The 15,629-nt window shown below is 32.6% G+C and carries 15 protein-coding genes; 8 read left to right on the top strand and 7 right to left on the bottom strand.

The genetic code is table 11. From position 1 onward, the window contains the following. Positions 1-79: 79 nt before the first annotated feature. From ACHRV0_RS05580 to ACHRV0_RS05570, 3 genes are all read right to left on the bottom strand, one after another. On the bottom strand, positions 80-2,014 hold the full coding sequence (locus ACHRV0_RS05580; protein ID WP_129022926.1) for an LTA synthase family protein: 1,935 nt from the start codon (positions 2,012-2,014) through the stop codon (positions 80-82). A gap of 57 nt (positions 2,015-2,071) precedes the next feature. Next, the gene (locus ACHRV0_RS05575; protein WP_129022925.1) at positions 2,072-2,299 is read right to left on the bottom strand and encodes a hypothetical protein; all 228 of its coding nucleotides are present in this window, start codon (positions 2,297-2,299) and stop codon (positions 2,072-2,074) included. A gap of 128 nt (positions 2,300-2,427) precedes the next feature. Further along, positions 2,428-3,813: an MATE family efflux transporter gene (locus tag ACHRV0_RS05570; protein ID WP_129022924.1), complete on the bottom strand. Its 1,386-nt coding sequence runs from the start codon at positions 3,811-3,813 to the stop codon at positions 2,428-2,430. Between the two features lie 190 nt (positions 3,814-4,003). On the opposite strand from ACHRV0_RS05570, the gene ACHRV0_RS05565 reads away from it, so the two are divergent. Then, on the top strand, positions 4,004-4,519 hold the full coding sequence (locus ACHRV0_RS05565; protein ID WP_395440166.1) for a hypothetical protein: 516 nt from the start codon (positions 4,004-4,006) through the stop codon (positions 4,517-4,519). 167 nt (positions 4,520-4,686) lie between these two features. After that, on the top strand, positions 4,687-5,622 hold the full coding sequence (locus tag ACHRV0_RS05560; protein WP_395440165.1) for a DUF6268 family outer membrane beta-barrel protein: 936 nt from the start codon (positions 4,687-4,689) through the stop codon (positions 5,620-5,622). 2 nt (positions 5,623-5,624) lie between these two features. Here the strand turns inward: ACHRV0_RS05560 and ACHRV0_RS05555 are convergent, their stop codons facing one another. From ACHRV0_RS05555 to ACHRV0_RS05540, 4 genes are all read right to left on the bottom strand, one after another. Then, a complete protein-coding gene (locus ACHRV0_RS05555; RefSeq protein ID WP_395440164.1) occupies positions 5,625-6,338 on the bottom strand; it encodes a LytR/AlgR family response regulator transcription factor in 714 nt (237 codons plus the stop codon). Between the two features lie 271 nt (positions 6,339-6,609). Further along, the gene (locus ACHRV0_RS05550) at positions 6,610-7,659 is read right to left on the bottom strand and encodes a sensor histidine kinase (protein ID WP_395440163.1); all 1,050 of its coding nucleotides are present in this window, start codon (positions 7,657-7,659) and stop codon (positions 6,610-6,612) included. Positions 7,660-7,774: 115 nt separating this feature from the next. Next, positions 7,775-8,374 (bottom strand): porin family protein, encoded by a 600-nt coding sequence (locus ACHRV0_RS05545; RefSeq protein ID WP_395440162.1) that lies wholly within the window; start codon positions 8,372-8,374, stop codon positions 7,775-7,777. 222 nt (positions 8,375-8,596) lie between these two features. Beyond that, positions 8,597-9,475 carry a PPK2 family polyphosphate kinase gene (locus ACHRV0_RS05540; RefSeq protein WP_129022920.1) on the bottom strand — a complete coding sequence of 293 codons (879 nt, stop codon included), beginning with the start codon at positions 9,473-9,475 and terminating at the stop codon, positions 8,597-8,599. A gap of 133 nt (positions 9,476-9,608) precedes the next feature. On the opposite strand from ACHRV0_RS05540, the gene ACHRV0_RS05535 reads away from it, so the two are divergent. The 6 genes from ACHRV0_RS05535 to ACHRV0_RS05510 all read left to right on the top strand — a co-directional run bounded on the left by ACHRV0_RS05535 (position 9,609) and on the right by ACHRV0_RS05510 (position 15,622). Further along, positions 9,609-10,202, top strand: a complete 594-nt coding sequence (locus ACHRV0_RS05535; RefSeq protein ID WP_395440161.1) for a hypothetical protein — start codon at positions 9,609-9,611, stop codon at positions 10,200-10,202. Between the two features lie 12 nt (positions 10,203-10,214). Beyond that, positions 10,215-11,051, top strand: coding sequence for a DUF6929 family protein (locus tag ACHRV0_RS05530; protein WP_395440160.1), 837 nt, complete (start codon positions 10,215-10,217; stop codon positions 11,049-11,051). Between the two features lie 10 nt (positions 11,052-11,061). After that, positions 11,062-11,565: a hypothetical protein gene (locus ACHRV0_RS05525; RefSeq protein WP_395440159.1), complete on the top strand. Its 504-nt coding sequence runs from the start codon at positions 11,062-11,064 to the stop codon at positions 11,563-11,565. Positions 11,566-11,955: 390 nt separating this feature from the next. Next, positions 11,956-12,456, top strand: a complete 501-nt coding sequence (locus ACHRV0_RS05520) for an RNA polymerase sigma factor (protein WP_089053088.1) — start codon at positions 11,956-11,958, stop codon at positions 12,454-12,456. A 2-nt stretch (positions 12,457-12,458) separates the two neighbouring features. Beyond that, positions 12,459-13,427 carry a hypothetical protein gene (locus tag ACHRV0_RS05515; protein ID WP_395440158.1) on the top strand — a complete coding sequence of 323 codons (969 nt, stop codon included), beginning with the start codon at positions 12,459-12,461 and terminating at the stop codon, positions 13,425-13,427. A 71-nt stretch (positions 13,428-13,498) separates the two neighbouring features. Next, positions 13,499-15,622 (top strand): von Willebrand factor type A domain-containing protein, encoded by a 2,124-nt coding sequence (locus ACHRV0_RS05510; protein WP_395440157.1) that lies wholly within the window; start codon positions 13,499-13,501, stop codon positions 15,620-15,622. The last annotated feature ends 7 nt before the right edge of the window (positions 15,623-15,629 follow it).

The following is a 15,629-nucleotide window of genomic DNA, read 5'->3' as shown; positions in this document are numbered from 1 at the left end:
AAAAGGTTCAAAGTAACAAAGTCATTAACTCTGTTTCTTTGAACCTTTGCTTCTTAGTACTTTTGTACCTCTTTTAAAACTATTTTTTTCTCAGCTTGTATTTGCTTTCTTTATACAAATTACCCGCTGTAATTACGTGTGCCAAGGCATCTTTTGCCAATTCTTCGTTTAATTTTACAGGAACTAAAGTCGTATCGTTTTTAACTTCAAACTGAAGAGGTTTTAAATTGGGCTGCATAATTACAACCTGATTTTCAACTCTAAATGCATTAATATCATTAAACTGCATAATCGCTCTTCCTTGTACCTTTTCATCAAGTTTACTTAGGTTTCTACCTACCATTGGAGTTTCGAAAGGAAGTCCTAAATAACTCAATAATGTTGGCGGAATATCAATTTGACTTGCTAATTTATTATAAACTGCACCTTTTGGAACTCCAGGTCCCATAATAAATGCAGGAATATGGAATTTATTTATTGGTACTAAATTTTTCCCGTACGTTCTTGTATTATGATCCGCAATTACAATAAAGATTGTATTTTTAAAATAAGGCTCTTTTTTAGCCATTTCAAAGAATTTTCCAATCGAAAAATCGGCATACTTCATAGCATTGTTTACCGTTGCAGGTTTTGTATCATAAGGTTTTATTCTGCCTGCAGGATATTCAAAAGGTTCATGATTTGAAGTCGAAAACATTAAAGAGAAAAATGGTTTATCGCCTTTTGCTTTAAAGTAATTATTGGCTTTAGTAACCAAATCTTCATCAGAATAACCCCAAGTACCTTTAAAAGCATATTTATTTCCGTCAGATTCAAAATCTTCCTGATCTACAATATCCTGAAAACCATTTCCGTTGAAAAACGACGCCATATTATCAAAATTGGCCATTCCTCCATAAATAAAACTAGTATCGTATCCTTTTTGTTTTAAAGCATCAGCAAGCGTAAAAAATCCTTGCTGCGAATTTCCAAGTTTTACCACACTTTCTGACGGTGATGGTAGAAATCCAGTTACAACTGCCTCAATTCCGCGAACACTTCTTGTTCCTGTGCAATACAAATTAGTAAACAATAATCCTTCTTTTGATAATTTATCAAATTCTGGTGTCAGCGGTTTTCCTCCTAAAATTCCAACATATTCAGCACCTAAACTTTCTTGTAAAAAGATCACCAAATTGTATGGCTTTTTCATAACAGAATCTGGCTGCTGCACATGAAGAAAAGGAATTTCAGCATCAGTAAAATCGTTTGGACCAGCAATCATGTATTTTTTTACACGAGCGATTGCTTCAGCTTCATCCATTTTACCATACATTTTTGTGTTTCCTTCATTCTTAATCGAATAAGCAGCAAAAGCAACTGTATAAAATGAGTTTAATCCTAAAGTATTAGTCAATTGATCTGTTGAAAAAACAGCATTACTGGCATTGATAGGACGTTTTGAAGTAAGACTTGAACGTGCACCAAAAAACAATAAAAATGCTAGTAATGGAAAAACCATTAATTTGAATTTATATTGAGTACTTGTTGTATGAAAATATTTTTTCCCTTTTTTGAAAGCAAAATAAATAACTACTCCAAGAATTATAAAAGTCACGATAATAGAAGTCAGATAACTTTTTAAAAGCATTCCAACAACTTCTTTTGGATAAATAAGGTAATCTAAGAAAATTTTATTGGGACGTGTATCGTATTGTTTTACAAAATCAGGTGAAGCTAATTCTACAAAAAGAATCAAAAACAGGAATAAAAAACTATAAATCACCAAAAAATTATTGGTGAACTTAAGCCATTTATTCGGTAAAAAAGTAATCAAAACGGCTGGAAGAAATGACAAATAGCAAAGTAAAATCAAATCCATTCGCAAACCGATTGGAAAAATGTACCAGAAATTTGGCGTTTCTACTACTCTCTCTTTAAATAGAAAAAATAAAAAGATTCGGCTTAAAGTAGTAATCAGTAATCCGATTAAAATAAAATTAACTATAGGTTTTAAGTAACGTAAATTTTTCATTAGATGATTTAAACTTTTTGATTAAGGCAAAATTTGAAGAAACACGGTAGTGCGTTTCTACTCTTCGTAACGATCTATTTCTCGATCATAGAACTCATTTGCCAAAACAATCAAACCTTCCATTTCTGCATTTAACTCAGCTTCATCAAGATCTTCGGCTTCTTCCATAAACTCAACCTCATCATCTTTTAGATTGATTATAAATCTAGGGTAATCAAGGTGAATGATAAAAATATCATCTGGAAAATCAGTATTATCTCCAAGTAAAAATTTAGGTAATTCCATTTTTATTTATTTATTATTTTGTTTTTATTTTCTTGTTTTTCCCGATGTTATCGAGATGCAAGGATTAAAGGATTTAATATTTGTTTAAGTCATTTAATCCGTGCCAGATTCTTATTTTGTGCTCAAATTTAAGTATTTGAAACTGAATTAGTATTTAATTTCCTAGTTAAATAGTGAAAGCGCATGAATAGAAAAATTGCCGCCGCTGTTAATCCTGCCAAAAGTCCAATCCAAACACCTTGTGCTTTCCATTCTGTATGTTCACCTAAGTAATAGGAAATCGGAAAACCAATTATCCAATAGGCAACAAAAGTGATATACATTGGAATTTTTACATCTTGTAAACCACGTAAAGCACCAAGAACAACTACCTGAATTCCATCAGAAATTTGAAAAACTGCTGCGATTAAAAGTAGTTTTGATGCAATGCTTATCACTTCTGTATTATCCATAAGCTGTCCGCCGTTTTCCATGTTTAAAAAGATGTAAGGCAGATAATCGTGAAAAACAACAAACAATATCGCAAAAAACGTTTCTATTATAATGGCAAGCAAAAAAATAGAACGCGCCACAACAATTAGTTTTTTATAATCTTGTAATCCTCTTTGGTTACTAACTCTAATCATCGAAGTTACACTTAATCCCATGGCAAACATAAATGTCATCGAAGCAAGACTTAAAGCAATTTGATTGGCTGCCTGGCTCGTTTTACCAATATTTCCGCAAAGCCATATTGACGCTGTAAACAATACAACTTCAAAAAGCATTTGCATTGCTGATGGAAATCCAATACTTATAATTTTTTTGATGGTAGCTTTTTTAATTTCCTGAAAGCTGAAATTCTTGAAAAAACGCTTTAAATCATTTCTTCTAGAAAGCATGATATGCATAAACATAACCAAGAAAATCCTTGAAATTACAGTTCCTAAAGCGGCACCAATAATTCCCATTTTTGGAAAAATCCATATTCCATAAATCAACACATAATTGATTCCTACGTGCAGTACATTTGCCATAATCATGGCATACATAGAGTATTTTGTCAATGATAATCCATCAGCAAATTGTTTGTATCCTTGATACATAATTAGCGGAATCAACGAAAATGCCACCCAGCCTAAATATGGTTTTGCCAGTACAATTACTTCTGCCGGCTGCTGCAGTAATTCCATTATCGGTTTTGCAAACATAATTACCGTAAAAAGAACTAATCCTAAAATGGTACATAAAAATAATCCGTGATGAAAAGCAGATCTAATTTTAGTATCGTTTTTTTCAGCATCGCCTTCGGCAACTATTGGAGTAATAGCAGTAGAAAAACCAATTCCAAGAGACATTGCTATAAAAATCATACTGTTTCCAAGAGAAACTGCTGCGAGTTCAGTACTTCCTAGTTTCCCCACCATTATATTATCAACAATACCAATTAAGGTATGCCCAACCATTCCTAAAATTATAGGATACGCTAATTTTAAATTGTATGAAAACTCTTTGGTGTACTGCTTTAAATTCACTTCTATTCTTTTTTAGTGTGCAAAGATAATCAGAAGCTTCGAATTCTATTCTATTAATAAAAAGATAAGCCAATTTTAAGGCGAAATTTGGCTAAACGCAATATTATGTAACGATTTTTAAAAATTATATAACAAGCTCCAAAGGCCTTGATCCTACTTTTACAATATTAAAAATTCAAAAAAAATTGTCATGAGAAAATTACAAATGTTATGCATAGCGACTTTCGCTTTTTTATACGCCAATACCACTTTCGCTCAAGACAGTGAAACAAAAAATTACGATCAAGGTTTTAGATTAGGATTTGGTGTGAATGGCGGAATACCAACTGACAATGATTACAGATGGTCGCTTGGTGGAGATGTTCGTTTACAATACGATTTATCTAAAAAAACATCGTTGACTTTAACTACAGGTTTTACAAACTTGTTTATGAAAAATCAAAATGGAGTTGAAGTAAAAGATCTTGGATTCATCCCTGCTAAAGCTGGTTTTAAAGCTTTTGTCTGGGAAGACCAATTTTATGTTTTAGGTGAAGTAGGTGCTGGTTTTGCCGTAACAAATGGCTATAACGATACTACTTTTTTATGGGCGCCGGGAATTGGATACGCCAATAAGTACATTGATATTAGTGTTCGCTATGAAGACTATAACAAATTCAATACCAACCAAGTGGCGTTACGCTTAGCTTATGGTTTTAAATTATAAAAGGAAAGGTTTAATTTATTATTTTGTTTTTGGTAACAAGCCCGACAGTTTTCATAGTCTGTCGGGCTTTGTTTTTTTTACCATTGGTCAAAAGAGAAGTGTCATTAGTCAAATGATTTTTTAGGATTGATTTAGAAGGCGGTAATTCGCAAAAAATTAATCAAATCATGAACAAGACAGTTTTTTATCTATCACAAGTTTTACTTTTTTTATTGCTTTCTGTTGCCACAAGGGCGCAATCTGGAATCTCAGGAGAATTTAAAGTCGATTATGTTCCCTTTTCTAAATATGTTCGACCAATGGACAGCACCAAAACAAATGCTGAAAGTAATTTTAAGCGCGCTCAAATCGCATTTGAAGTTCCATTATCTTTAAAAATGGATCAATACAATCATCCAAGGCTGTGGTCTATTTTTGTTAATGGAAGTTATGCTCGAATGGAGAATAAAAATTATGAAATTCAATCTCTGCCACCAGAATTTCAAGGAGGATTTCCAAATGAACTGCTCAACACACAAATTGGTATTAAACATTTACGTTCTCTTTCACCCTCTTGGTCTTTATTAACAATGTTGTCCGTTGGTGTTTATACCGATATGGTCGAAATTAATAAAGATGATGTCTTGATACAAGGTGGTGTTCTTTTTATCAAACAATTCAATCCTAATTTGGCTTTTGGTATGGGACCCGTTTTAACCAATAGTTTTGGTGTTCCGATGGTTCTGCCAGGAATTTACTTTAATTGGGAATCTAGAGGAGCTTTACATTTTAAAGTTGCGTTTCCAGAAGGTTTAGAGTTGGGTTACAGAATGTCTGACAATTTTGATTTGAAAGCCGTTGCAGAAATAAGCGGAATGACCGCCGAAACAAGGGTTGGAAATAAATCGATGTTATTAGGATATCAGCAAATTATTGCAGGATTGCGACCTCAGGTAAAACTAGGAAAACATTGGACACTAGAACCTACAGCAGGAAGCACTATTGTTCGAAATTTCTCGACTAACAGCCGAAAAATTAAAGACATTTTTAAAGAAAAAGACATAGCCGATCCAAGATTCACAACTACTTTTTATGGAGCTGTAGCTTTAAAATGGAAATTCTAATACTATCGGCTTAATAAGTTTTTATACACTACCTCTTTCAACAATGCTTCACGGCGCGTTCTTGAAATAGGTAGTTCTTGTCCTTTTATAAACAATCGTCCGCCGGAAACCGAATCTATGTGGGTGATATTTACTAAAAAAGATTTATGAATTCTAAAGAAAAACTCTGCAGGAAGCGTTTCTTCTAATGAAATCATGGTTTGATGAATTACCAGCACTTTATCTTTAAAATGAAGTTTGGCATAATTCTGCATTCCTTCAATATACAAAATATCAACCCAAGAAATTTTTTGAAATCCTTCTTCCTGACGTACATATAAAAACGGATCCAATTGATTTTGCTTTGGAGATTGAATCATTTGATACCATTGTTTTGCTTTTAGCGAAGCCTGATAAAAACGCTGAAATGTAATAGGTTTCAATAAATAATCAACCACTTGCAAACGATATCCATCTAAAGCATGTTCTGAATATGCTGTCGTAAAAATCACTAAAGGCGGATTATCTAATGCTTCCAGAAACTCTAATCCGGTAAGGTAAGGCATATTGATATCTAAAAACATCAAATCGATTTGCTTCTCCTGAAGATAAGAAGTGGCTTCTAATGCCGAAGCACAAGTTCCCATAACTTCCAGAAAATCAATTTTAGAAATAAAGTCTACGATTCCGTTTCTTGCGATAGGTTCATCGTCTATAACGAGGCATTTCATGTTCATAGTTTTTTTAAATTTTGGTGTTTTTTTGTTTCCCGCAGATTTAGCAGATTTTTTTTGAAATCCTTTTAATCTGATAATCTGTGGCAAAAAATTTAACCGCAAAGAGCGCAAAGGTTTACGCAAAGTACGCAAAGTTTTAAGTCTTAAAAAGGATGCAAAGATCACAAAGCAATATGTTAAGATTCTACAGATTAAAAATTCGTGCTAATTCGTGCAATTGGTGGCAAAAATAAAATCTTTTTAATCCTTATAATCTGTGGCAAAAGTAAAATCATTTTAAATCTAAAGTCACTGTAACCGTAAAATCAGAATCGGTTTTACTGATATTAAATTGATGTTTTTCTGGATACTGGATTGACAGTCTTTTCTTGACGTTTTCAAGCCCTAAACCTTGATTTTTAGACGGTATTTTATATTGTTCTGTATATGAATTTTCGATTCTAAAATTCAATTGATCGTTTATTTGTTCACATGATAAATGCACATAACCTTTTTGGTTTGGAAGCCGGGAAACATGCTTAAAAGCATTCTCTATTAAAGGAACCAAAAGTAATGGCACAATTTGAAGCTGCCCGTCTTCTATATTCCATTTGCTTTTTACTTCTAATTCATTTCCCCATCGAGTTTCTTCAACGGCAATTAAATCTTTCAAGTACTTAATCTCGAGATGCAGCGGCACATATTCTTTGTTGCATTCATACAATTGATAGCGCAAAATATCCGAAAACTGAACCAATAAAACAGACGCCAATTTTACATTACTCTGCATTAGAATATGAATATGATTCAGGATATTAAACATCAAATGCGGATTAATCTGATCTTGCAATATTTTGATTTGAGCTTCAAGATGTATTTGCTGCAATTGCGCGTGATTTCTTTCGATGACATTATGCTCCTGATAAAATCGAAGTCCGCAAGCAGTACCACAAATTAAAATCGCTGATGGAATATTGCCGTAAAATCGTGTCCACAAAAAATGAAGAGAATCCACATCTGCTTCTTCAGGATATATTTTGCTTCTCAAAACTGAATCCGAAAAAACAATATAAATCAATGACAAACAAAATGCCAAAAGCAGTACGACAATAACGCTTTGTACTGCAAACCAGTTCATTTTATTTTGTTTTAGTGCTTTGGGCAATATAACATCACTCAAAATATGAGCTAAAATGGCAGAACAAACCAAAACCAAAACAGCCTGAATCGTAGCCGTCAAAAAATCGTAATCTTCGATCATTTGCGCCCAGATCGTCATACCTAATAAGCTCCAAAAAAAGACTAAAAATATCCAATGCCTATTTTTATAATTTGTAACCATCTAAATAATTTATAAGAAAATTTATATTCAAAATTAACCCTATATTTTTTAAACAAACAGCAAAGAACCAAAAAGATTCTTTGCTGTATATAGAGTTGCTTGATAAAAAGTGACGTTATAAGAAAAAATATCCAACACCCACATTAAACGAATTTGGTTTAGAGCTGAAATCTTTACTCACATTATTTAATCCTCCTTGATACGTTAAATCAATAGTAAATTTCCAAACCTCAACTCCTGCCCCAATCTGATATCCAATATTCGATTTATCAAATTTCTTATACGAATCTTTTAACTGGTTCAATGACGAAAAATTTTCATCTAAAACATAAGAATAAACCCCGCCTCCAAATACTCTGACATTCAAAGTCGAAAGATCAATTACTTTGTAACCAATAAGTAAAGGCATTTCAAGACTTTTCCATTTTGCATTTTTAGCCCCTGTTGAAGTCGTTCTTTCGATTTCTGAAGATTTCTCGCTATACAATATTTCATTCTGAATATAGAATCTCTTAAAATCAAATCGCGCCATGGCACCGCCAAAATAACCAACGGCATATTTTGATTTATATCCATCTGAAACTGGAAGCTCAGAATAATTAGATCCGCCCTTAATTCCAATATGAATAGGGAAAGGAGATTGTGCATTAATCTTAGAAGAAACTAATCCGAAAATAAAAACTGTCGTCAACAATAATAATTTGTACATGTTCATGATAATAATGTTTATAATTTGATGCAAAGGAGCACAAACCTAAATCACTATTAAAATTAGTTTGATGAACTACATTAGTGTTTTGACAAACGGATTAAATAATTATTATCTAGCTGTCTTAACTAAACTATTCTTGTTTAAAATGTGACTTCAAAAAATAAACCCAACAAGTTTTTAAAGACCTATCGGGTTCATTATTAAAAAAATGATCTAATTATCTAATTAATCATTTTCTAGAGCTTTTTTATACATTTCAAAATTAGCTTTTATTTTATCGTCTAATTCTGGTTCTTTAATATCAGTATGTTTTTGCATTTCTTCCCAAATAATTTTTGCCACAATATAACGTGCCATTTCCTTATCGTCAGCAGGAATTACATACCACGGCGCATAATCTGTAGAGGTTTGATTTATTGCCTCTTCATAGTATTGCTGATATTCTGTCCAATGTTCGCGTTCCTTCAAATCGCCTGGAGAAAATTTCCAATGGTGTTTCTCTTCTTCTAAGCGGCGTAATAAACGACTCTTTTGTTCGTCTTTACTTAAGTGCAAAAAGAATTTCATGACAATAGTTCCGTTTTGAGCGATATGCTTTTCAAAATTATTAATCTGCTCAATTCTATTTTCCCAAAATTTAGGCGTAATATCATCTATCGATTTTATATCTGGCAAATTCTCCGATAAAATATATTCGGGATGCACGCGCGTTACCAAAACATTCTCATAGTGTGTTCTATTAAAAATGGCAAACTTTCCTTTTTCGGGTAAAGCAATATAATGACGCCATAAATAATCATGTTCCAGCTCTGTTGAATTGGGAGTTTTAAAACTATGCACCACTACTCCACGCGGATTAAATTCTTTAAAAACTTCCCGAATCAAACTATCTTTTCCTGACGTATCCATTCCTTGAAGGCAAATTAAAACCGCATACTTATTATGAGCATACATTACGTCTTGCAAATCGCTTAATTTTGCCTGAACCTTATCCAATTTCTCTTCCTTTTCATCGTCATCAGCATCAATATTTAACAAAGTAGGAAGTTTACTTAGTTTGATTTTATCCGTAACTTTAAAATCTTTCGGGTCTATTGATTTCATCTTTTTTAGTTTTTTGTATCATAAATATAGTAATTTTACGAAGCAAATTCTTGCTATTCATTGCAATACTTTTTAATAAATTGCCATTAGGGCTAAACAGTTATTTTTAAAACAAGCTTTTAGATAAGAAAAAATGCAGCGATTCAATATTTATAAAAAGTCAAAAAAGTTTCATTGGAGTACCACTTCAATATTATTTTCATTGCTAATATTGTTGTACTTAATTTTTTTTATTAAGAACAATTTATTTTCTCTAGCCAAAGGATTATCTGAAGACGCATTTCTAAAATCCGCCCTTTTATTCTCTTTTATTATATTAGTACTAAAAGCAATTGGATTAATAAAACCTAAAGCCTTAAATGGAACCTTTAGTGGCTATTTAGAGTTTTTTAAAGATGCTATAATTATAGACAACGAGAAATTTCAAATTGAAGAAATCAAATTAGTTGAAATTTCAAATAATGATTACTTTGGTAAACCAACGAGAAATGGTTTTGATTCTTCGTTATCAAGCGGAATCGAAAATCGAATAACTATTACGCTAAATTCGGGAGAAAGAAAAAAATACCACTTTGAATTGTATAATCAATATGATTTAGGAAAAGTTGAGGATGAACTCGTTTCATATTATTTAAAAGAAAAAATGGCGTTTTCAGAACTTTGTAAAATATTAAAATTAAAACAATCAGAAATAGAGGAATATAAAAATCAAATTACTCTTCTCTAACAAAAACATTTCATGGAAAAATTTACATTAGAAATATTATTTCAAATTATAGGAATCGGTTCAGCATCAGGATTATTTTATAATAATGATGCCCTTTATGTAATTGGCGACAACAGCGGATTCTTATACGAATACAATATGCAGAATCAGAAATTAAACCAACACGCTTTAATTGACAATCCTACACAGAATATTCCAAAAAACTTAAAACCAGATTTTGAGTCGCTCACAAATCATAATGATACTTTGTATGTTTTTGGCTCTGGTTCTACTGAAAACAGAAACAAAATGATTGAGTTCGACCTTAAATCTAAAACTGTTTTACAAAAGAATAATTTGGTCGATTTATACGGTTTAATGCAAAACTTTGGAGAAATAAAACCCGAAGATTTCAATCTGGAAGGTTCTATTTTCGACGGCGAAAACTGGTATTTGTTTAATCGCGGCAATGGAGTTTCAAACAAAAACACCATTTTTACTATTCACGCCAAAAATCTTGGTGAAGAATTTGCTTTAATTTCTGTGAATTATAAACTTCCAAAAATAAAAGGTATTCGCTCCAGTTTTACTGATGCTATTTTAGTCGAAGACAAAATCTATTTTCTTTCTACAGTCGAAAACACTAAATCAACTTATGATGACGGTGAAATCTTAGGAAGTTTCATTGGCCGAATCGATCAGAAAACCATGAAAATAGATTTTACTCAAAAAATTACTTCAACTAATAAATTTGAAGGTTTAACTTTTTACAAAAAAGAAAACAATAAAATTGAATTCTTGCTTTGCGAAGATAATGACACAGAAGTTTTAGAAACTAAGATTTATAAGTTGACGCTGCCAGTTAAGTAATCGAACTTTCATGAAAAAAATAATTATATCATTAATAATGGTTTCCTCTATTTTGATTGGCGGTTATTTATGCTATGACTCTCAAATAAACAAAGTACAAAGGGGAAGCATCAAAAATTTAGATCCTCAAAATAAATTTTTCAAGACTTTGAGTACGGCAGATTTAAACCCAAAATCATTTATTACACTTTTTAAAGAAAAATATAACAAAGACTCAACGCTAAACTTTGTAACAATACGGGGAGATTTTCCTAAAAATTGGGTAAAACCAAAAGATGTACCTTATTTAGTCTCCATTATAAGCTCTAAAGAAAAATGTTGTGGATATATGAACATATTTTCCTCTACCATTTCAAATGACAATGGCGAGGTTGGTGGTTTTGCAATAATTTTTTTAAACTCCTATATCTCAAACACTAAAATTAACATGGGTTTAAATTGTAATCCCAAAACCGATGAAGAATCTATTATAAAAATTAAAAAATGGTACCAAAACACAGCTAATAAAAATTAAATACATTTGATTTCATAACTATTATAGTAGGGTAGCACTTTGCGAAGATGATGATACAGAAGTTTTAGAAACTAAGATTTATAAGTTGACGCTGCCAGTTAAGTAAAATTTTACACCATACAATACAGTAAAGACGCACTGCAGTACGTCTACGCAAAGAATATAAAAACAATTCGCACACTAAAAATAGTTTGGATTCTCAGACGTTAGACGTACTGTCGTGCGCCTCTACGATAAAACCTTTGTAACTCTGAATCTTTGTAACTTTGACCCTAAAAAAATATTTTAATATTTTTTCACCCCTGTCCCAACCTTTTTATCTTTTTCTCTCTCTATATAAGAAAGACAACAATTGTGATAAACGAGACTCAAATAGCAAACTGTAAAAAAATGCATCGTGATGCCCAGCGTCAGGTGTACGAATACATGGCGCCAAAGTTGTACCGCCTTTGCAAACGATATTTAAAAAAGGAAGAAGAAATCGAAGAAGCTTTAGCAGATTCTTTCTTTACCATTTTCACTAAACTGGATCAATTGAAAGAAGCCTATGCTTTTGAAGCTTGGGCCAGAAGAATAACGGTAAATCATTGTTTGGCGACTATTAGAAAAGAAACTAACTTCAATATGTATCTAGATGATGTTAAGTTGATTTCGCAGCCTTCAACAGATGAATTAACTACGTTGGAAGAAGAAGATTTACTTAATTTATTAAACCATATACCAGACGGCTGCAAAACAGTATTTAACCTTTTTGTTATTGAAGGTTTTGCACACAAAGAAATAGCCGAAATGCTAAAGATCTCCGAGGGCACCTCAAAATCACAATTGAATGCCGCAAAGACCAAATTAAAAGAACTGGTTAATAAACTCTATTATCAAAAAGCAAAATAGTCATGGACAATCAAGATAAATTATTAGATAAAATAAAACAAGCTTCGCAAAATGCCGAGTTTAAAGACTTTCCTGGAATGGAAAAAGTCTGGTCGCGCGTTGAAGAAAAATTAGACAAAAAAGAAGATAAAAAAACAATCGCATTGTGGAAAAAAATTGCTGTTGCTGCTTCTCTTCTTTTATTGATTTCTTTAGGTTCTCAATTTTTTCTTTCAGATAAAAAATCAGTAACTGAATCTCCAAAAGTGGTGATTCAAGAAAAACAAAAATCTAAAGAACCTGTTTTAAATCAAGAAAACACAATTCCTTCTTCTGGTTCTGGGCTTATTTCAAATGAAGAAGCTGCTAAAATTTTAGAAAAACAAAATAAAGGACAAGAAGCTGTTGCCATTCATGAAGAAGCTGCTCCAAATGCACAATCAATAGTGCCTTTAGCAGATAAAATAGTTTATACAGAACCTGTTGGTTCAGGTCCTGCACTTGCTGCCCCAGTTCAGCAAAATTATGCTGAAGAACAAGATAATGCCGCATTTGCAAAAGAAGAAACAGTCTCAGCAGCTAGATACTCAAAAGCCAGAGAATCGGCTAAAGTCGCTTATGGTGCAAAACAATTTCAAAGTGCAAAAAAAAGCAAGCCTTTGGTTATTTTAAATGGAAATGCAATGGCTCATAGTGATGATGTCAAAAAAGACAAAATGATGCAGGATGAGCTTCCGAATCTAAATCCAGAAAACGTAGATTCTCTTGTAGTTCTTGATGAACCTTTGTACATCATCGATGGAATTTATTATTCAGAAAATGATTTATTTGGCAATAACCCAACAAGCCCATATGCGCCTTTAGACAAACAGGACATTAAAACAATAACCATTTTGCAAGACCTTGAAGCTACAGAAAAATATGGCGAAAAAGGTAAAAAAGGAGTTGTCATAATTACGACAAAAACAGGAAGACCTACTCCGAAAAAATAACTCTAAGCTTTGTCAAAGTCTGCAGCTTTGACAAAGCTAAATCCGAACATTAATTCTTAAAACTTACTATCATGAAAAGTCTAAAACTTATTTCATCAGCCATTGCTATGCTTATATGTTTCGTAACCATAGCACAACAAAGAACAATCACGGGAACAGTAACAGGTGCAAATTCGACTCCGCTTCCCGGCGCTAACGTCTTTATTAAAAAATCAAAAACATCTGCTGTCACCAATTTTGACGGAAAGTATACTATTAAAGCTGAGAAAGGAGACATTCTCGTTTTTAGTTTTATTGGAATGAATACTGAAAATGTTGTTGTAAAAAATTCGAATGTAATTAATGTTACATTGAAAGAAAGTGCTAACCAACTGCAAGAAGTTGTTACAACAGCTTATGCCTCTACAAAAAAGAAAATGACAACAGGATCCATAATGATGATTCGCGGTACGTCGGCAGGTGTTCCAATTCCATTAAATAGCCAATATCTCGCAGCTCCAAGTGCTGCTATGCGTGGAGTTGAATCAATTTCTCCTAAAAATGAACCTATGTATATTGTTGATGGAGTTCCTGTAAAAGCAGATCAAATGGCAAAAATTAATCCGAATGATATTGATGACGTGAAAGTTCTAAAAGACGAATCGGCTGCCTCTCTTTATGGCAGTAAAGCTGCAAACGGAGCCGTTGTAATTGTCACTAAAAATGAACTTTATAAAAATCTTTCGGAAAAAGAATTAGACAAAAAATTAAACATTATTAGACCAATTCCAGCTCAACCAACTCAGGAAGATTATGACACTTTTGTAGAAAATGCTTTTGAAAGCCCAAAGACAGCTCCGCTTTCTACCTTTTCTATTGATGTTGACAATGCTTCTTACACTAATATCAGACGTTTTTTGAACAACGGACAAGAAGTTCCAAAGGATGCTGTACGTGTAGAAGAAATGGTAAACTTCTTTAAATACAATTATCCACAGCCAAAAGATCAGCATCCATTTTCTATTAACACTGAAGTAAGCGACTCGCCTTGGAATTCAAAAAACAAAATTCTGAAAATTGGTTTGCAGGGAAAAAACATTCCAACCAATAATTTACCAGCTTCAAATCTTGTTTTCTTAATTGATGTTTCGGGATCGATGAGCGACATGAATAAACTGCCTTTATTAAAACAATCTTTAAAAATATTGGTAAATGAATTACGCGCAAAAGACAAAGTGGCAATTGTGGTTTATGCAGGAGCAGCCGGAGTGGTTTTGAAACCAACTTCTGGAGATGAGAAAAAAACAATTATCGATGCACTGGAAAAATTAGAAGCTGGTGGAAGTACTGCTGGTGGAGAAGGAATTGAACTTGCTTATAAAATTGCAGCTGAGAATTTTATTAAAAATGGCAATAATCGCGTGATTCTAGCAACAGATGGCGATTTTAACGTGGGAAGTTCTTCTAATTCTGATATGGAGAAATTAATCGAAGAGAAAAGAAAAACTGGCGTTTTCTTAACTTGTCTAGGTTATGGAATGGGAAATTACAAAGACAGCAAAATGGAAATCTTAGCGGATAAAGGAAACGGAAATTATGCCTATATTGATAATATTCAGGAAGCCAATCGTTTTTTAGGAAAAGAATTTAAAGGTTCAATGTTTGCCATTGCTAAAGATGTAAAAATTCAGATCGAATTTAATCCGAAACAAGTTCAGGCGTATCGTTTGATTGGTTATGAAAACAGAAAACTTCGTCCAGAGGATTTTAAAAATGACGCTATTGATGCAGGAGAATTAGGAAGTAATCATACGGTTACAGCTTTGTATGAAATTATTCTAGCCGGCGTAAAAAGCGATTATTTAAATGTTCAGCCGGATGATCTAAAATACACTAAAACGGAAACTAATTCTGCTAATTACAGCAGCGAACTGGCGACAATAAAATTCCGTTATAAAAAACCTGACGGCGATAAAAGCATTGAAATGGTTCAGGTTATTGATAACAAATCGATTGCTTTAGATAAAGCGAGCGATGATTTAAAATTCAGCTCAGCTGTGGCTTGGTTTGGATTGAAATTAAGAGATTCTAAATTGATTGCTGACAAATCATCAGAAGAAATCGTGAAATTAGCCAAACAAGGAGTTTCAAATGACGGTGATGGTTATAAAGCTGAGTTTATTCGTCTTGTTGAGACTTCAAAACAATATAATTAATAAAAAT

Origin of the sequence: Flavobacterium sp. FlaQc-30 (assembly GCF_044005885.1) — a bacterium.
Taxonomy (GTDB): domain Bacteria; phylum Bacteroidota; class Bacteroidia; order Flavobacteriales; family Flavobacteriaceae; genus Flavobacterium.
This window is presented reverse-complemented; position numbering and strand designations above follow the sequence as displayed.